The organism is Streptomyces sp. NPDC045678 (genome assembly GCF_056432085.1).
The window spans coordinates 1,440,617-1,458,301 of sequence record NZ_JBWKJS010000001.1 but is presented as its reverse complement, the minus strand read 5'-3'; the positions used below and the strand labels follow the sequence as shown (position 1 = coordinate 1,458,301).

Annotated in this window: 19 protein-coding genes; 7 read left to right on the top strand and 12 right to left on the bottom strand. The window is 73.1% G+C overall.

Annotated features, from left to right (window positions below; all coding sequences use genetic code 11):
* Nucleotides 1-9: 9 nt before the first annotated feature.
* From AC07DO_RS06505 to AC07DO_RS06480, 6 genes are all read right to left on the bottom strand, one after another.
* Nucleotides 10-1,050, bottom strand: coding sequence for a maleylpyruvate isomerase family mycothiol-dependent enzyme (locus tag AC07DO_RS06505; RefSeq protein WP_479057458.1), 1,041 nt, complete (start codon nt 1,048-1,050; stop codon nt 10-12).
* The gene (locus AC07DO_RS06500; RefSeq protein ID WP_479057549.1) at nt 1,047-1,685 is read right to left on the bottom strand and encodes an RNA polymerase sigma factor; all 639 of its coding nucleotides are present in this window, start codon (nt 1,683-1,685) and stop codon (nt 1,047-1,049) included. The genes AC07DO_RS06505 and AC07DO_RS06500 overlap by 4 nt, the downstream gene beginning before the upstream one ends.
* Nucleotides 1,686-1,751: 66 nt before the next feature.
* Nucleotides 1,752-2,807 (bottom strand): aminotransferase class V-fold PLP-dependent enzyme, encoded by a 1,056-nt coding sequence (locus tag AC07DO_RS06495; protein ID WP_479057457.1) that lies wholly within the window; start codon nt 2,805-2,807, stop codon nt 1,752-1,754.
* Between the two features lie 22 nt (nt 2,808-2,829).
* A complete protein-coding gene (locus AC07DO_RS06490; RefSeq protein WP_479057456.1) occupies nt 2,830-3,546 on the bottom strand; it encodes a DsbA family oxidoreductase in 717 nt (238 codons plus the stop codon).
* 106 nt (nt 3,547-3,652) lie between these two features.
* Entirely contained in the window at nt 3,653-4,261 is a 609-nt protein-coding gene (locus AC07DO_RS06485; protein ID WP_479057455.1) for a DUF1349 domain-containing protein, read from the bottom strand.
* Between the two features lie 4 nt (nt 4,262-4,265).
* Nucleotides 4,266-5,798 carry an aldehyde dehydrogenase (NADP(+)) gene (locus AC07DO_RS06480; protein WP_479057454.1) on the bottom strand — a complete coding sequence of 511 codons (1,533 nt, stop codon included), beginning with the start codon at nt 5,796-5,798 and terminating at the stop codon, nt 4,266-4,268.
* A gap of 124 nt (nt 5,799-5,922) precedes the next feature.
* Here AC07DO_RS06480 and AC07DO_RS06475 point away from each other — a divergent pair, with 124 nt between their 5' ends.
* The 6 genes from AC07DO_RS06475 to AC07DO_RS06450 all read left to right on the top strand — a co-directional run bounded on the left by AC07DO_RS06475 (nt 5,923) and on the right by AC07DO_RS06450 (nt 11,314).
* Nucleotides 5,923-6,696 (top strand): IclR family transcriptional regulator, encoded by a 774-nt coding sequence (locus tag AC07DO_RS06475; RefSeq protein ID WP_363247013.1) that lies wholly within the window; start codon nt 5,923-5,925, stop codon nt 6,694-6,696.
* 3 nt (nt 6,697-6,699) lie between these two features.
* On the top strand, nt 6,700-7,176 hold the full coding sequence (locus AC07DO_RS06470) for a GNAT family N-acetyltransferase (protein WP_479057453.1): 477 nt from the start codon (nt 6,700-6,702) through the stop codon (nt 7,174-7,176).
* 109 nt (nt 7,177-7,285) lie between these two features.
* Nucleotides 7,286-7,852, top strand: a complete 567-nt coding sequence (locus AC07DO_RS06465; protein WP_479057452.1) for a hypothetical protein — start codon at nt 7,286-7,288, stop codon at nt 7,850-7,852.
* On the top strand, nt 7,849-9,114 hold the full coding sequence (locus AC07DO_RS06460; protein ID WP_479057451.1) for a sensor histidine kinase: 1,266 nt from the start codon (nt 7,849-7,851) through the stop codon (nt 9,112-9,114). Before AC07DO_RS06465 ends, AC07DO_RS06460 begins: the two co-directional genes overlap by 4 nt.
* Nucleotides 9,111-9,770, top strand: coding sequence for a response regulator transcription factor (locus tag AC07DO_RS06455; protein WP_479057450.1), 660 nt, complete (start codon nt 9,111-9,113; stop codon nt 9,768-9,770). The genes AC07DO_RS06460 and AC07DO_RS06455 overlap by 4 nt, the downstream gene beginning before the upstream one ends.
* Nucleotides 9,771-9,865: 95 nt before the next feature.
* Nucleotides 9,866-11,314, top strand: a complete 1,449-nt coding sequence (locus AC07DO_RS06450) for a peptidoglycan D,D-transpeptidase FtsI family protein (RefSeq protein ID WP_479057449.1) — start codon at nt 9,866-9,868, stop codon at nt 11,312-11,314.
* Nucleotides 11,315-11,367: 53 nt separating this feature from the next.
* On the opposite strand, the gene AC07DO_RS06445 is transcribed toward AC07DO_RS06450, so the two are convergent.
* From AC07DO_RS06445 to AC07DO_RS06425, 5 genes are all read right to left on the bottom strand, one after another.
* Nucleotides 11,368-12,165 (bottom strand): hypothetical protein, encoded by a 798-nt coding sequence (locus AC07DO_RS06445; protein ID WP_479057448.1) that lies wholly within the window; start codon nt 12,163-12,165, stop codon nt 11,368-11,370.
* Nucleotides 12,162-12,506 (bottom strand): PadR family transcriptional regulator, encoded by a 345-nt coding sequence (locus AC07DO_RS06440; RefSeq protein ID WP_479057447.1) that lies wholly within the window; start codon nt 12,504-12,506, stop codon nt 12,162-12,164. The genes AC07DO_RS06445 and AC07DO_RS06440 overlap by 4 nt, the downstream gene beginning before the upstream one ends.
* A gap of 26 nt (nt 12,507-12,532) precedes the next feature.
* Entirely contained in the window at nt 12,533-13,270 is a 738-nt protein-coding gene (locus AC07DO_RS06435; RefSeq protein WP_479057446.1) for a CPBP family intramembrane glutamic endopeptidase, read from the bottom strand.
* A 138-nt stretch (nt 13,271-13,408) separates the two neighbouring features.
* On the bottom strand, nt 13,409-14,206 hold the full coding sequence (locus AC07DO_RS06430; protein WP_479057445.1) for an HAD family acid phosphatase: 798 nt from the start codon (nt 14,204-14,206) through the stop codon (nt 13,409-13,411).
* A gap of 140 nt (nt 14,207-14,346) precedes the next feature.
* On the bottom strand, nt 14,347-14,937 hold the full coding sequence (locus AC07DO_RS06425) for a TIGR03086 family metal-binding protein (RefSeq protein WP_479057444.1): 591 nt from the start codon (nt 14,935-14,937) through the stop codon (nt 14,347-14,349).
* Between the two features lie 133 nt (nt 14,938-15,070).
* Between AC07DO_RS06425 and AC07DO_RS06420 the strand changes: the two genes are divergently transcribed.
* A complete protein-coding gene (locus AC07DO_RS06420; RefSeq protein WP_479057443.1) occupies nt 15,071-16,276 on the top strand; it encodes an MFS transporter in 1,206 nt (401 codons plus the stop codon).
* Here AC07DO_RS06420 and AC07DO_RS06415 read toward each other — a convergent pair.
* A complete protein-coding gene (locus AC07DO_RS06415; RefSeq protein ID WP_479057442.1) occupies nt 16,251-17,636 on the bottom strand; it encodes a S28 family serine protease in 1,386 nt (461 codons plus the stop codon). The genes AC07DO_RS06420 and AC07DO_RS06415 overlap by 26 nt on opposite strands.
* Between the last annotated feature and the right edge of the window lie 49 nt (nt 17,637-17,685).

Here is a 17,685-nt window from a genome sequence, read left to right as displayed (position 1 = left end):
CGGGCCGCGCTACAGCCAGGACAGCGACGCCGCCCGGCTCAGGACCCGCTGAGCCGCCGACTCGTCGCCCGATGTGCCGCGCGGGACGTGCTCGGGGGCGCGGCGGCCGCCCACCAGAAGGCAGAAGTCGACCGGGTCCAGGACGAGTTGCGCGCGTACCGGGTCGTCCCCGCTGCCCAGGACCCACTCCGTTTCGCCGCCTTCGCCGGAGACCGTCAGGGCGACGGGCGGAGCCTCGGGACCGAGGGCCGGGCCGAGGATGCGGACGGCGAAGCGGACCAGCTGCCACAGGTGCGGGGCGGGCGGCGGGGGGACGGGCAGGTTGAGGGCGGCGCCGATGTCGTACGCGTGCACCCACGCCTCGAAGGCGCGGGCCAGGAAGTGGTCGGTGACGGGGAGCCGTCCGCCGGCGAGCAGCACGGTGCGGGCGGCGAGTTCCGGGTCGTGGGCGGCGCGGGACGAGAGGAGCCCGGCGGCCTGGTTGCGCCACGTGGAGACGGTCTGGGCGGGGGTACGGGCCCGTTCGCGGAGGATGACCTCGCGGGTGCGCGCCGCCCACTCGACGCGCCACGGGGTCGGTGGGTCCGCGGGGGCCGTGGGCCGGGCGGGGGCCCGCCGGTTCCTGTCGACGTGCCAGGCCAGGGGTTCGTCCGCGGCGATCAGGTGCGCGACCGTGTCGTGCACGTCCCAGTCGTGGACGACGGGCGTCCCCCACGGCCCGTGCTCGTCCAGCTCGCCGAGGAGCGCCTTGAGTCCGGCCACCGCGGCGGCGTAGGGCGCGGCGTGCGGGGCGGTGCGCAGGGCGGGGGCGCGGCTGCGCAGAGCGAGGGAGAGCCCGTGCGTGCCGTGGTCCGCGCCGGGCGCGGGGCCGGGGCCGGGCGGGACGGGGCCGTCCAGGTGCCGCACGGTGGCCCGCAGCCGCGCCGCTTCGGCGGCGCAGTGCTCGCACTCCCCCAAGTGCCGTACGACAGTGGCCTCGTCGCCGGGCATGAGGGCGTCGAGGGCCCAGGCACCGAGGAGTTCACGTGCCGCTTCGTGGGGGGTGGTCATGGGTGTTCACCTCGCAGGGGTGGGTCCGCGAGGGTCTCGGCCAGGGTGCGCAGGGCCGTTCGCAGGCGGGTCTTCGCGGTGCCTTCGGGGATGCCGAGTTCGACGGCGGCCTGCCGGTAGGTGCGGCCGGCGAAGTAGGCGAGGTGCACCACCTGCTGCTGGGGCAGCGGGAGCCGGGCGAGGGCGGAGTGCAGGAGCAGGGAGCGTTCCTGTTCCAGGATCGCCTCGTCCGGGGAGGGGCCTGGCGCCGGGACCGTCCGCAGGGACGTCTCGTCGGCGTGGACGGCCTTGCGGTGGCGTTCCTCGCCGCGCACCCAGTCCACGGCGCGCCGGTGGGCGAGCATCGACAGCCAGCCGCGCAGGCTGCCGCGGCGTGCGTCGAACGCGTAGGGCCTGGTCCACAAGTGGGCGAAGACCTCCTGGGTGACGTCCTCGGCGGCGGTGTGGTCGCGGGTGACGCGGGTGGCGACGCGGCGGACGAGCACGCCGTAGGCGGCGTAGGCGTCGGCGAGCGCCGCCTCCTCGCCGTAGACGAGCCGCCGGTGCAGTTCGGCGTCACCGGGCGTCCTGCCCGCGCCGGACGGCGGGTCCGGCGTGCCCGGCCTCTCGGAGGACGGCTCCACCGGCACCACCACCTCGCGCGGCCACGCGGCCACGTGGTACTGCCAAGCCTGGCCCCCCGCGGCCCGCCGCGCCAGGCTTCAGCCCGACAGCACGTCGAGAAGACGGTCCACGTCCGCCTCGGTGTTGTACAGGTGGAACGCTGCCCTCAGGTGCCCCGCCCGTGCCGACGTCAGAATGCCCGCCCGGGTCAACTCCGGTGCCCGGTCGGCGAGTCCGGGCACGGAGACGATGGGCGAGGCGCCCGGCACGGGGGTGTGGCCCAGCGCGGCGAGTCCCGCGCGGTAGCGGGCGGCGAGCGCCGTGTCGTGGGCGTGGATCGCGTCGACGCCGGTCTCCTCGACGAGGGCGAGCGCCGCGGCGGCCCCGTGGTAGGAGAGGAAGGCGGAGGGTTCGTCGAACCGGCGGGCGTCGGGGGCGAGTTCGGTGAGCGGTCCGTACGTGGCGTCCCAGGTGTCGGACGCGGCGAGCCAGCCGCCGTGCAGCGGGGCGAGGGACTCCTGGGCGTCCTCGCGCACGGTCAGGAAGGACACGCCGCGCGGGCACAGCAGCCATTTGAAGGCGCCGGTGAGGGTGTAGTCGTACGCGTCGGCGTCCAGCGGCAGCCAGCCCGCGGCCTGCGTCGCGTCGAGGAGGGTGCGCGCGCCGTGGGCGGCGGCCGCCGCGCGCACGGCGGGCAGGTCGACGGTGCGTCCGTCGGCGGACTGGACGGCCGAGAAGGAGACGAGCGCCGTCGTGGGCGTGACGGCCGCGGCGAGCTCGTCCAGCGGCGCGTACCGCATCTTGAGGTCGCCGCGCAGCATGAAGGGGTTCACGATGGACGCGAACTCACCCTCGGGCACGAGGACTTCGGCGCCCGGGGGCAGGGACGCGGCGATCAGCCCGGCGTGCACGGCGACGGACCCGCCGACCGCCACCCGGCCCTTGGCCACGCCGACGATCCTGGCGAAGGCGGCCCGCGCGGCGTCCACCACCTCGAAGTCACCGGCGCCGCCCGGCCGTCCTTCGCCGTTCTCGACGGCGAGCGTGCGTATCGCGTCGATGGCGCGGCGCGGCAACAGCCCGCAGCTCGCGGTGTTCAGATACGTCGACGTGGGAGCGAATTCCGTACCGGTGTTGATCCCCATGGACTCCATGGGGATCAACCTATGCGGCGTGTCAGGCCCGCGGAACCGCGCATCCGTCGGGCCCGCACGCGTCGCCGCCGTCGGCCGCCGCGAGGGTGGTGAGCGGCGCGCGCTCGCCCCACGCCTGCTCCAGGGCCTGCGTGAAGACCTCGGCGGGCTGGGCGCCGGAGATGCCGTACTTGCGGTCGAGGACGAAGAACGGCACACCGTTCGCGCCCAGCTCGGCGGCCTCGCGCTCGTCGGCGCGGACGTCGTCGGCGTACCGCTCAGGGTCGGCGAGGACGGCCCGCACCTCGCCCTCGTCCAGGCCCGCCTCGACGGCGAGCTCCACGACGCGCGCGTCGTCCGCGAAGACGGAGCGCTCCTCGGCGAAGTTCGCGCGGTAGAGCAGCCCGATCAGCTCGTCCTGCCTGCCCTGCTCCTTGGCGAAGTGCAGCAGGCGGTGCATGTCGAAGGTGTTGCCGTGGTCGCGCCCCTCCGTGCGGTAGTCGAGTCCCTCGGCGGCCGCGTTCTCCCCGAGCCGCCGCTCGCCCTCGCGGGCCTGTTCCTCGCTCATGCCGTACTTCTGCATGAGCATCGGCAGGACGAGCCCGGTGTCGCCCTTGGCGCGCCCCGGGTCCAGCTCGAAGGAGCGGTGCACGACCTCGACGCCGTCACGGTGCGGGAAGGCGTCGAGCGCCTTCTCGAAGCGGGCCTTGCCCACGTAGCACCAGGGGCAGGCGATGTCGCTCCAGATCTCGACGCGCATGTGTGTGGCTCTCTTCAGGTCGTACGTCAGGTCGGTGCGGAGGTGGCCTCCGCTCCTGGCGACAACGTACGGGCGAAGCACCGCATTCCCGGTACCGCTCCCGGGCCTACGAGCCGTCCCGCAGCCCCTTCGGCCAGTTCGGCCGGAACTCGATGTGGTCGTACGTCACCACGCAGCCCTCCCCGACGGGCGACTGTGCCATGAAGCCGACCAGCGCGGCGCCCGCCGCCGCCTCGTCGCCGAGCGAGAAGATCCGCACGAACGTCCACCGCTCGCCGTCCGTCGACGCGTGGAACGCGAACGCCGAGCCCGTACGGCTGATGCGCAGCCAGGCGCTGCTGCCGTCCACGACGAACGCGTTGGCGTCGTCGGAGTGGCCGCGGGTGACGACCGTGCAGATCGTGGGCTCGTCCGGGGAGCGCTCCAGGCAGAGCTTGGCCCACTCCCGCTCGCCCACGTGCAGGTACAGCACGCCCGCGTCGAAGGCGGCGGCGAAGCCGACCGTGACGCGGGCGATCAGCTGGAAGTCGCCCTCCGGCGCCCCGAGCAGGCGAGGCGCGTCGGAGGCGGGCTCCAGCGCCTCGCCCGTCGGGGGCACGAAGCGGTCCTGGCGGGCTCCCGCCCAGCCGGTGAGCACACCGTCCTCGTGCGACCAGTGGCCGTCGGGGCCGTAGCTGCGCAGCGGGAAGGGGAGTTCGGGCAGGGTGAGGTCCATGGCCTCAGTGTTGCAGGCGCCCGTCGTAGCGCCGGGGCAGTCCCAGCGGATTGGCGTCGCGCAGCTCGGGCGGGAGCAGCGCCTCCGGCGTGTTCTGGTACGCGACGGGCCGCAGCCACCGCTCGACGGCCGTGCCGCCCACGGACGTCGAGGTCGACGTGGTCGCGGGGTAGGGGCCGCCGTGGTGCTGGGCGGGGGCGACGGCGACGCCGGTCGGCCAGCCGTCGACGAGGACGCGTCCGGCGAGCGGGGTGAGCTCGGCGAGCAGCTCAGCGCCCCGGCCGCTCTCCCCCGCCGCCTCGTCCGAGGACAGCTGCACGGTGGCGGTGAGGTTGCCGGGCAGCCGGGAGAGGACGGCGGTGATCTCCGCGTCGTCGACGTAGCGCGCGACGACGGTGACGGGGCCGAAGCACTCCTCCAGGAGCAGGTCGTGCGCCCCTTCGGCGGCGAGGCGCGCGGCCGGGACGGTGAGGAAGCCCGCGCTGACGGTGTGCTCGCCGCCCGCGCCAGGGGTGACCGGCGCGTCCACGTCGGGCAGCCCGGCGCGCTCGCGCACCCCGGCGACGAAGTTGTCCCGCATGCGGTGGTCGAGGAGCACCCCCGACTCGGTGTTGCTGACCGCCTCTGTCAGGGACTTCACGAGCCGGTCGCCGCCCGCGCCCTCGGGGGCGAGGACCAGGCCGGGCTTGACGCAGAACTGGCCGACGCCGAGCGTCATGGAGCCCGCGAGGCCGGTGCCGATCTGCTCGCCGCGCTCGGCGGCCGCGGCCTCGGTGACGACGACGGGGTTGAGGGAGCCGAGCTCGCCGTGGAAGGGGATCGGCACGGGCCGGGCGGCGGCCGCGTCGAAGAGGGCGCGTCCGCCGCGGATGGAGCCGGTGAAGCCGGCGCCGGCGACCAGCGGGTGCTTGACGAGTTCGACGCCCGCGTCGAAGCCGTGCACCAGGCCGAGGACGCCTTCGGGGATGTCGTGCCGGGCGGCGGCCCTGCGCAGCACGGAGGCGACCAGCTCGGAGGTGCCGGGGTGGTCGGGGTGGGCCTTGACCACGACGGGGCAGCCCGCGGCGAGGGCGCTCGCGGTGTCGCCGCCGGGCACGGAGAAGGCGAAGGGGAAGTTGGACGCGGAGTAGACCGCGACGACGCCGAGCGGGATCTTGTAGCGGCGCAGGTCGGGGATGGGCGGGGTCGCCGAGGCGTCCGGGTGGTCGATGACGATGCCGAGGAAGGCGCCCTCGTCGACGATGTCCGCGAAGGCGCGCAACTGGTAGCAGGTGCGGGCGAGTTCGCCGGTGAGCCGGACGGGGCCGAGTGCGGTCTCGGCGTCCGCGGCCTCCACGAGGTGGTCCTTCGCCTCCTCGAGGAGGTCCGCCGCGGTGCGCAGGAAGGCGGCGCGGACCGTGCGGTCGGCGAGGGCGGCCGCGGCGGCGTCCGCGGCGCGGACCGCGACGTCGACCTCTTCGGCTGTGGCCTCCACCGCAACCTGCTCGCGCTGCTTCCCGGTTCGGGGGTCGACACTCCAGACTGGTGCTGCTGCCACCGCGGATTCCCTTTCCAGAGGTATGCCACTCACCAGGGCCGTTCGATATGCTGAACGCTGTCTTCGTTGATGAATGGCGGGGACTTCGGAGACTATTTCTCGGCGTTCAAAGGGGTCAAGGGCGATGTCGGCTGGCGAGACCGGAGGTGGCGCGCAGGTCAAGTCCGCGGTGCGGACGGTGGAATTGCTCGAGTACTTCGCGGGCCGTCCCGGAATGCACTCCCTGGCCGCGGTCCAGGAGGCCGTCGGATACCCCAAGTCGAGCCTCTACATGCTGCTCCGCACCCTGGTGGAGCTCGGCTGGGTGGAGACGGACGCGACCGGTACGCGGTACGGGATCGGGGTGCGGGCCCTGCTCGTCGGCACGTCGTACATCGACGGCGACGAGGTCGTGGCCGCCGCACGCCCGACCCTCGACCGGCTCTCCGACGACACCACGGAGACCATCCACCTCGCGCGGCTCGACGGCACGAACGTCGTCTACCTCGCCACCCGCCAGTCCCAGCACTACCTGCGTCCCTTCACGCGCGTCGGCCGCCGCCTGCCCGCGCACTCCACGTCGCTCGGCAAGGCGCTGCTCGCCACGCACACCGACGAGCAGGTCCGCAAGATGCTCCCGGAGACGCTGCCCGCGCTCACCGAGCACACCATCACCGACCGCGAGAAGCTCATCGAGGAGCTGCGCGCGGTGCGCGAGCAGGGCTTCGCGGTGGACCGCGAGGAGAACACGCTCGGGCTCCGCTGCTTCGGCGTGGCCATCCCCTACCGCACGCCCGCACGCGACGCGATCAGCTGCTCCGTGCCCGTGGCGCGGCTCACGCCCGCGCACGAACAGATGGTGAAGGACGCGCTCTTCGACGCGCGGGACCGGCTGACACTGGCAACTCGTAGGCTCTGACGCATGGATGTCAGCCTGCGTGAAGTCCACGACAGTGATCTGCCCGTCTTCTTCCGGCAGATGAACGACCCCGAGTCGACCCACATGGCCGCGTTCACCCCGGAGGACCCCGCCGATCACGACGCCTTCGAGGCGCACTGGACGAAGATGCGGGGCTCCGCCGACGTCGCGATCCGCACGGTCCTCGCGGACGGGGACGTGGTGGGCAACGCGGGGGTGTACGGGGCGCCGGGCGAGCGGGAGGTCACGTACTGGATCGACCGGGCGTACTGGGGCCGGGGCCTCGCCACGGCGGCCCTGCGCGGGCTCCTCGAACTGGAGCGGGAGCGCCCCCTCTACGCCCGCGCGGCGGCGGACAACGCGGCGTCGATAAGGGTCCTGGAGAAGTGCGGTTTCCGGATCTCCGCCCAGGACCGCGGCTACGCCCCGGCCCGCGGCAAGGAAATCGACGAGGTCGTCCTCGTCCTGCACGGCGGCTGAGACTCGACGGGTCCGTCCTGCGCCACGACGATCCACCTCCGCCGCGCGGCGGAGGTGGATCGTCGTGGCGCAGGAGGTGCGGGGGCTGTTCGGGCTGGAGCGTTGAGGCATGTCGCAGATCCTGTCCCCGGCCGCCCCGCCCACCGGACCCACGGCGCCCGCCCTCGGCCGGCCCCGACGCGTCCTCCGTCCCGTCTGGAGCGGGCGGTTCGGGGACGGTCCGTCGTCCGTCGGCGATCGGTGGACGCGGATCGCCGTGGTCGTCGTCGCGCTGCTCGCGCTCTTCCCCGCCGCCCTGCACGCCCGGTGGGCCACAGGGTCCACCGTGGGCCTCGACGAGGGGCGGGCCGAGGAGCGTACGGCCGGCTTCTCCGTACTGGAGTCCCTGGCCGTGGTCTGCCTCGTCGCCGTGGGCGGCGCCCTCGTGCTCGCCTTCCGGCGGCTCCCCGCCCTCCCCGTGAAGGTGCCGCTCGCCCTGGCCCGGGCGGGCTCGGGGGCGGCGGGCTGCTGGGGTGCGTGGCTGCTCGCCGGCTCGCTCGCCGGGCCGGGGGACGACCTCGCCGCGGGCCCCTCCGGCCCGACGGTTCTGACCTACGCTGTGCAGATGATCACCGGGTTGCTCGTGGCCGCGGCCGGAACCGGCCACCTGGCGCGACGGGCGGGGTCCACGGCGTGACGTCACTCGCCATCGCCCTCTTCGGGCGTCGGACACGCCGCCGGTGGGTCCACCTGATCCTCGGCGGCGCCCTCGCCATGCCGTACGTCTTCGTCGGCTCCGTCGTCGTCGGACCGCTCTTCGGCGACAAGACGTTCTTCGGCTCGCTCGGCGCCCAGCTCAGCGCGTTCGCGGTGGGACTGCCGCTCGCCGCGATCACCGCGCTGTTCCCGCTGACCCGGCCGATGTCGGTGGCCGCCGTCCGGGCGCTGTGCGCGGTGCCGGACGAGTCGCTCGCCGACGGGCCCGCACGGACCCGGGCGGCGCGCGGACGTACCGCCGCCTGGTTCACGCTGCACCTCGGCCTCGGCGGGGTCATCAGCGGCATGTCGCTCGCCCTCCCGCCGTTCGCGGCGTTCCTCGTCGCGCTGCCGTTCGTCCCCGCGCTGCGGGACGACAGCACCGGCGGGCCCCCGTTCTTCGACGAACCCTGGTGGCTCGCGCTCTCCCCCGTCGCCGGCCTTCTCTCGCTCGCCGCGCTCGCCGGGTGCGCCGCCGCGGCCGGCCGGCTCCTCGCGCGCCGGGCGCCCGACCTGCTCGGGCCGACGCCCGCCGACCGGCTCGCGGCCGCCGAACGGCGCGCCGCCGATCTCGCCGTGCGCAACCGCCTCGCGCGCGAGCTGCACGACTCGGTCGGCCACGCCCTGAGCGCCGTCACGCTCCAGGCGAGCGCGGCCCGCCGGGTCCTGGACCACGACGTCGAGTTCGTGCGCGAGGCGCTCGCCGCCATCGAGGACACCACGCGCCGCACCGTCGGCGAACTGGACGCCGTGCTCGGCGTGTTGCGGGAGACCGGCGAGGGCACCGGCGCCCGTCCGACGGCCCCCGCGCCCACGCTCGCCGCCGACCTCGACGATCTGCTCCGCCGCACCCGGGCGGGCGGCCTGTCCGTGTCCGCCGCGGTCGACACGGACCCCGACGCGCTGCCGCCGCAGGTCTCCCGCGAGGCCTACCGCATCGTCCAGGAGGCCCTGAGCAACGCGCTGCGGCACGGCGACGACGCCACCTCCGTCACCCTGCGCATCGCCGTGGACGGCACCGACCTGACCGTCACCGCGCAGAACCCGCTGCCGTCCCGCTCCGCCGCCTCCCGGCCCGGCGGCGGCCACGGCCTGCGCGGCATCGCCGACCGCGCCCGGCTGCTCGGCGGCACGGCGGACGCGGGCCCCCACGACGGCACGTGGCGACTGGACGTACGACTCCCCCTGAAAGGGCAGCAATGACCGCGAACGACATCAGGGTCGTCCTCGCCGACGACGAACGCATGGTCCGCACCGCCCTGCGCGCGATCCTCTCGGCCGAGCCGGGCATCGACGTGGTCGGCGAGGCGGCCACGGGCGCCGAGGCCGTCTCCGTCGTACGGGATCTGAAGCCCGACGTGGTCCTGATGGACGTCCGCATGCCGGAGGTCGACGGCATCCGTGCCACCGAACAGATCCTGCGGACGATGTCCGGCCCGCCGCGCGTCGTCGTCGTGACGACCTTCGAGAACGACGCGTACGTGTACGAGGCGCTGCGCGCGGGAGCCGCCGGGTTCCTCCTCAAGCGGGCGGACGCGGACGAGCTCGTCCAGGCGGTCCGGCTCGTCGCGCGCAGCGACTCGCTGCTGTTCCCCGCGGCGGTCCGCGCCCTGGCCGCCGAGTACGGCCGCGCCGAGCCCGCCCCGCCCGCCTGGGTGGCGCGGCTCACCGGCCGCGAGAGCGAGGTGCTGCGGCTGATGGCGGCGGGCCTGACCAACGCGGAGATCGCCGGGCGGATGGGCGTGGGCGCGGCGACCGTGAAGACGCACGTGGCGTCCGTCCTCGCCAAGACGGGGGCGCGGGACCGTACGCAGGCGGTGATCGCGGCGTACGAGGCGGGGTTCATGAAGACCGGCTGACCTCGCCGGGCCACCACATGAGGACTGGATGAGAAAACGGTCTCAAGCACGCCAGAAGGGAACGAAACCCTCCCCTCCGCTCGTCCTCCCACGGGATGAACAAGACGATCAGGCGCGCCTCGGTCTTCTCACTGCTGCTCGTGCTCGCCCTGCTGCTGCGGGCGACATGGGTGCAGTTCCACGACTCGACGGCGCTCGCGGACGACAAGCACAACCGGCGGAACGTGATGGCGCAGTACGCGAATCCGCTGGGCGACATCATCGTGGGCGGTGAGGCCATCACCGGCTCCGAACGGACGGCAGGAGGAGACCTCGCGTACAAGCGCACCTACAAGAACGGCGATCTCTACTCGCCCATCACGGGGTACAGCTCGCAGGTGTACGGCGCCACTCAGCTCGAAGGCATCTACAAGGACCTGCTCGACGGCACCGACAACCGTCTGAAGAACCCCCTCGACGCCCTCACCAACAAGCGGGCCGCCCCCGGTGACGTGGTCACGACGATCGACCCGGCGGTGCAGAAGGCCGGGTACAAGGCGCTCGGTGACACCAAGGGCGCCGCCGTGGCCATCGACCCCAAGACCGGCAAGATCCTCGGCATGGTCTCGACCCCGTCGTACGACCCGTCGAGGATCAGCGGCTCCTCGGACTCCAAGGCGTGGAAGGAGCTGACCACCGACAAGGAGAAGCCGATGGTCAACCGCGCGATGCGGCAGCCGCTCCCGCCCGGCTCCACCTTCAAGCTGGTCGTCGCGGCGGCGGCACTGGAGGACGGTCTGTACGGCTCGGTGGACGAGCGGACCAGCAGCCCGAACCCGTACACGCTGCCCGGCACACGGACGGTCCTCAAGAACGAGAACCGGTCGGCCCCCTGCGAGAACGCGGACATCCGGACGGCGCTGCAGTACTCCTGCAACAACGTCTTCGCGAAGATGGCCGTCGACCTGGGCCAGGACAAGGTCAGGGCGATGGCGGACAAGATGGGCTTTGACACGGACAAGCTGGACGTGCCGGTGCGCGCGGCCAAGAGCGTCTACCCGTCCGGCATGGACAAGGCGCAGACGGCGCTCAGCGGCATCGGCCAGTTCGACGTCACGGCGACGCCGCTGCAGATGTCGATGGTCACGGCGGCCATCGCCAACGGCGGCGTGCTGGCCAAGCCGCACATGGTGTCGCAGATCAGCGACTCCGGCGGTGACGTCCTGGAGAAGTACGACGACGGCCCGTCCCAGCGCGTGATGGACACGTCGACCGCCGAGGGCCTGCAGTCCGCGATGCGGACGGTCGTCGAGAAGGGCACCGGCACGAACGCGAGGATCAGCGGCGCGACGGTGGGCGGCAAGACCGGTACGGCGCAGCACGGCGAGAACAACAGCAAGACGCCGTACGCCTGGTTCACGTCGTACGCCAAGGGCAGCGACGGCAAGGAGGTGGCGGTCGCGGTGATGATCGAGTCGTCGAGCGCGGCGCGCGACGAGGTCAGCGGCAACGGTCTGGCGGCGCCGATCGCGAAGGCGATGATGGCGGCAGGGCTGAAGTCCTGACGCCTGTCGGCGTGCCTGACGTCTCCGGGCGCCGCCCCCGACCCGCCCCCGGGTCAGGGGCGGCGCCCGCGCCACATCTGCAGGGCCCACACCACACCCACGGCCGCGGCCGCTCCGGCGAGCAGCCCCACCACGAACCCGAGACCGGAGCTCGTCTCGCCGTCGTCGACGGCCACGGAGACGCTTCCGACAACCACCGCGAGGGCGAGCACCGCGAGGAGGGCGGAGAACTTGCGGCTGAAGAAGCGGGAGCGCTCCGGCACGGGCGGCGGCGACTCCACCCGGGCCGCGGGCCCGAGGCTCGCCGCGCGTGGCCGCTTGAACCAGGCGTAGATCACCCACGTCCCGCAGGCCTCCCAGCCGTCGGGGGCGAGCCGCTCGTCGAGGTTCTCGCGCCCGCGCGTGATGAGCTCGCGCCGGTACTCCCAGCGCTGCGGCTGCGCCAGGTCCCGGTGGCTGACGAAGCGGCCGACGGCGTCGACGCGTTCGACCTCCCAGCCCTCGTCGCCGAAGCGGTTGAGGAGTTCCTCGTCGACGTAGGTGTCGGCGGTCCAGCGCCAGGTCTCCACCGTCTCGTCCGGCTCGTCCGGCTCATTCGGCTTGCCCGGCGCCCCTGGTGCCCGCTCCCCCGTGACGGGCACCAGGTGGGCGGCGAACTCGTCGGCGGGCCCGAACTCGGCCTCCGCGTCCTCGGCCCCGGACTCGTCGAGGTGTGCGGCGAGGTCCGTGACGGTCGCCTCGACGCGGTCGGCGGGCAGGCCCCGCGCCCGGAGCCGCTCGGCGAGGTCGACGAGGTAACCGTCCCGCGCGTACTGCGTGTCGTACGTGTGGTGCGTGTGGTGCGTGTTCATCGTGGTTCCACTCCCGCCCTCGCGAGGGCGTCGCGTACGGATCCGTCGAAGGCGAGCCACAGCCCGCCCTGTTCGCCGAGGGTCTCGCGCCCGGCGTCGGTGAGCCGGTAGTAGCGCCGCCCGGGCCCCTTCTCGGTGGCGCGGAACTCCGCGGCCACCAGGTCCGCCTCCTCCAGGCGGTTGAGCACGGGGTAGAGCGTGCCGCCCTTGATCTGGCCGAAGCCCGCGGCTCCGAGCCGCTTGGCGATCTCGTAGCCGTAGCTCTCGCCGTCGGTGAGGGCGGCGAGGACGAGCAGGTCGAGGACGCCCTTGAACCAGCTGGCGCGGCGGTCGGTCGTCACGTGCGTCTCTCTTTCGGGCGGCGCTGTCAGGCAGCGGGTTCGGGTGCGGCACGCAGCTTCTCCGGCGCGGGCAGCGTCAGATCGCGTACGGAGAGGATGACGTGCACGGCGACGGGGAGCAGCAGGCTGCCCGTGGCGAGGTAGAGGCCGGTGAACATCACGCCGAGGAGCGCGAAGGCGAGGACGCCCCGGCGGCCCTGGTAGAACCCTGCGACGGCGTAGACGAGGACCGAGAGGACCGCCGCCACGGAAAGGCCGAGGCCGAGCACTCCGACGCCGAAGGCGATGAGGAGGCCGCGGTAGACGAGTTCGGAGCCGATGCCGTCGGTCACGGCGACGGCGATCGCGAGCCTGCGCTCCACGGCGGTGCGGGGCAGCATCGCCTCGATGGAGGCGAGCCCCGGCACGTTCTTGCCCCGCTTGGCGAGGTCGTGGAAGTTCCGCCCGGAGGCCACGGCGAACGCGCCGGCGAGGAGTATGCCGGTGACGGCGTACACGGGCCGGTCCGGCACCGCGAGGCCGACGTCGGCGGCGCCGATGCCGGGCGAGAGCAGCAGGGCCGCGACGGCGAGGGCGGCGAGGGCGCACCACAGGGCGAGCACGAGGCTGTAATAGCGGACCAGGGCGCGGGGGTCGCTGTCCCTGCGGCGGGCCAGCGAGCCGTACATCCGCCGTCCGGCCCACGGCTCGCCGAGGAGCAGATACGCGGCGAGCACGGCGGTGACGGCCGTCGAGGCGGTCGAGAAGTCCGGCGAGATGGTCATGGGGTCCCCCTACCTGAGCGGCTGAACTACCTAGACCGTATGCCGACCTAGTCAGGATCGCAACCTATCTCGCTCACCTATCTCGCTGTGCGACCCTCGACCGCCGCGACTACCGCGACCGCCGCGCTCGCTCCTCCGTCAGCCCACGAAGTACGTCGGGTTCGGGAGCTTGTACGTCCGGTCCGCGTAGCCGCCGGCGAGGTCGGAGACCTGGTCGCCGAAGCTGCCGATGATGTTGTAGCCGGTGGACTCGATGTGCTTGCGCGTGCCTTCCTTGAACTGGACGGTGTCGCACTTCCAGGCGTCGGGCGTGGCGCAGTGGCTCAGGTAGGCCGGGGGGTTCGGCTTGTTCTTGGTGAACACGTGCGTGCGGTCGAGCGGCGTCTTGTAGCCCGCCCCGGCGAGGTTGGTGACGGCGCCGTCGCGCTGCGACTCGGCGAGGCCGGTGAGGAAGAAGACCTCGACGCCGTGGCGCTTCGCGTACGCCACGAGCTCGGGCATGCCGAACACGGCGGGGCGCTTGGCCGCCTTGACGTACGCGTCCCAGCTGTCGTTGTTGTACGTGTAGTTGGTGGACTTCTCGTAGTCGAAGCTGAGCAGGGCGGTGTCGTCGACGTCGAGGACGATGGCCGGCTTCTTGCCGTGGCCGCGGTGCGGGTGCCGTGCGGCCTTCCTGATGTCCTTCTTCGCCGTGGCCTGGATGCGGGCCAGGTCCTTGGCATACGGACTGTCGGGCGAGGACTTCCAGACGCCGTCCGCGCCCTTGGTCGCGCCGTAGTACTCGTCGATCTCGCCGACGAGCAGACCTATGTTGTGGGGCTCCTTGGTGGGCCGCGGCCGGGCCTGGTCGGCACTCGCGGCGCCGGTGGTGTAGAGGGCGGCGCCGGCGACGGTGCAGGCAGTGGCCAGGCCGGCCACACGTAGGGACTTGCGCATGTGTTGCGTCTCCGCATCAGGGTTCGGGCAGGTCAAGGACTGTCTACGCGCATCAACCCGACCGTGGGGAGACCACGGGCCGACCCTTTACCTGATCCATACCTGGCCTGATCCCTGCCTGGTCCTGGATCCCTACCCGGTCAGGACCGCGCCTCCCAGTGGGGGTCGCGCCCGCTCAGGCCGATCACCCGGTCGAGGAGAGGCGCGTCGTCGGCGACGGGGACGGGCGCCCCGAAGAACCCCTCGTCCTCCCCGTCCCCGCCCTCGGCAGGCGTGAGGAGCGCCTCGGCGGCCCGCAGGCTCGCCTCGTCGGGGGCGTACTCCTGGCCGGTGGCGCGGGCCAGGTCCCAGCCGTGCACGACGAGTTCGTCGAGGGCGACGAGTCCGGCGACCTCGCCCGGCAGGTCGATGCCGCCCGCGCGGGTCATGCCCTCCCAGGCCGCCGGGTCGCGCCAGGCGTCGGCGAGGGTGGCGAGGGCCTTCGGCAGGTCGCCGCGCCAGCCAGGACCGATGTCCGGCAGCGTGCTGCCCGGATCACGGTCGAGCTCGGGCACGAAGTCCTTGTGCGCCGCCCGGTCGAAGGCGTGGGAGAGGCCCAGTACATGGCCCAGTACGTTGCGCACGGCGTACTCGGGGCAGGGGGTGGGCGCCGCGAGCCGCTCGTCGCTGATGCGTTCGGCGACGCGCGCCACGAGGCGGGCCTGCGGCCCGAAGTCGAACATGTCGGCCATGGGGTGTCCTTCTGAGGAGGCGAATACGGTGCGTCTCCCCTTGTGGACCGCCCCCGCACCCCGAACTCATCGCCACCTCCAGGGAAATCACCCCATACCCGGCGGGGGGCCTTAGTCACCACCATCACCAGGCATGGAAACTTCGATCGGACGCGTCCTGCGGGACCGCAACGCGGGCCTCTACCTGGGCGCCGTGCTGGTCTCCGGCTTCGGGACCTCCGCGCTGTGGCTGGCCTCCGGGATCTGGGTGAAGGAGCTGACGGGTTCGGACGGACTCGCCGCCCTGTGCCAGCTCGCACTGTGGGCGCCCACTCTCATCGGCCCTCTCCTGGGCACCCTCGCCGACCGCACGCGCCGCAGACCGCTCCTCGTGGCCGCGAACCTGGCACTGGGCGTACTGCTCCTGTCCCTGTTCACGGTGGACACGCGGGCCCGCCTGTGGGTCCTGTTCGCGGTCCTCGTGGTGTACGGCGCGTGCGGCGTCGTCACCGACGCGGCGGAGGCGGCCCTGGCCGCGACGGCACTCGACAAGGAGCTCCTCGGCGACTTCAACGGCCTGCGGATGTCCGCGAACGAGGGCATGAAGCTGGTGGCCCCGCTCGCCGGGGCGGCCCTGTTCGCCGCGTACGGGGGCGCCCGGGTGGCTCTCCTGGACGCGATGACGTTCGTGCTCGCGGCGGGCCTGTTCGCACTGCTACGGGTCGAGGAGAACGCACCCACGCCCCACCGCACGCCCCTGCGCGCGAGAACAGCGGACGGAGCCCGCTACCTCTGGGAGCACGCGCGCCTGCGCCCCCTCGTGGTGGCGGGCGGCCTGACGATGCTGACCTCCGGCATCAGCGGCGCGACGGTCTACGCCGTCGTCGACAACCTCGGCCGCTCCCCCTCCTTCACCGGCGTGCTGTACGTCGCCCAGGGCGCCGGCTCCGTCGCGGTGGGCGTGGCGTCGGGGGCGCTGATCCGCCGGTTCGGGACGCGCCGCTTCGGCGGCGCGGGCATCGCCCTGACCGCCGTGGCGGCGGTGCTCTCGGCGGTCCCGAACGACGCGGCGGCCCTCGCCGGAAGCCTCGCGAACGGCGCCGGGCTGCCGTGCGTCCTGATCGCGGGCCTGACGGCGGTACAGCGCGAAACACCGGACGCCCTGCTCGGCCGGGTGGCGGCCACGGCCAACACGTTGATGTTCGCCCCGACCGCCCTCGGCATCGCGACGGGCGCGGCCCTGGTGGAGACCGTCGACATCGCGGTCCTGCTCCCGGTCCTCGCGGCGGCCCGACTGCTGATCGCCGCTCCCCTGCTGAGGCCCCAAGCTCGGGCTACTTCACGTTCGCCCAGCGCTTGATGGTCGCGACGGCCTCCGCCTGTTCGGCCGCGGGCAGCTTCGCGATCGAGGCGCCGTGGTTGGCGCCGGGGACCACGTAGCGGTACGAGTCGTGGCGGCTCGGGGTGAACTTCTCGGCGCTCCAGGGGTCGTTCTCGCCGTAGACGAACATCATGCGCTGTCCGCGCTTCTTCACCCAGCGGTCGACGTCCGCGATGGTCCCGTTGTCGTACGTGCCGCGCATGGCGGCGGGCAGCACCGAGTTGGGCTGATAGATGTCCGGGTGGTGGCGGACGTCCTTGAGGTGGTGGAACCCGAGGTCGGCCCAGCCGAGTTGGGTGGCTGCCTGGCGGTAGTAGGGGCCCGTGCCGTTGGTGCCGAGTTCCTGGTCGTGGTAGACGCTGAAGCCGTGCTCCTTCGACCACGAGTAGAGCTCGTCGTCGGTGGCCCGCTTCGCGTCGGGCACGGTCGGGCAGTCGGCGGCGGTGCCGGACTGCCAGAAGTTCCACACCTGGTCGAGGACCGCGAACTCGTAGGCGCGGTCGGTGGTGCCGAGGGTCTCGTCGAAGGTGTGGCCCTCGGCCGCCGCCTCCTTCTCGAAGCGGGGCAGCAGCGCGTCACGGCGTACGAGCATCTCGCGCTGCACGGCGTTCAGCGCGTCCCTGCACTCCTTGGTGCCCACCGTCCTGAAGAAGCGTTCGTAGCCGGAGTCGTCTCGGTTGTCCGCGTCGTCGGGCGCGACGAACGCGACGACCGCGTCGAGGTCCTGGGGGTAGAAGCGCTCGTGGTACGTCGCGGTCATGCCGCCCTTGCTGGCGCCGGTGCCCAGCCACTTGCCCTTCTCGATGCCGCGCAGGGCGCGGGTGAGGCGGTGCTCGTCGGCGGCCTCCTGCTCGACGGTCATCTTGGACCAGTCGTCGCCCGCGGCGCCCTTGGGCCGCGACTCGGCGAAGTAGCGGTGCTCGACGCTGACCTGGTTGGCGTCGATCAGCTTGGTGAGGGCGGTGGTGCCGCCGGCGAGGGTGTAGCCGCCGGTGTACAGGACGGTCGGCTTGTCCGTGGCCTTGTGCCAGAGCGTGGCGCGCTGCGTGAAGGAGGCGCCGTGCGGCCTGCGGTGGTCGACGGGCTGCTTGTACGTGAGCGTGTAGAGGGGGTGGCCCTCCTTGTCCGCCACGGAGACGACCGTCATGCCCGGTATTCGCTCCAGGCGCTCGCGGATGCGGTCACGGGCGTCGGAGGCCGCGGCTTCCCCGCCGGTCGCCGCGGCCTCCTTGTGAGCTGCCGTCGGCGCCTGCGCGGCCGCGGACGGCGCGGCGCCCAGCGCCGCGGCGCCCGCCATCACTCCGGCGCAGACCAGCGCGGATATCCCCTTGTTGCGCACTCTTCCCCCTCTGTCCCGTGATACGGGAGTGACGGTAGTGGTGCGCGGA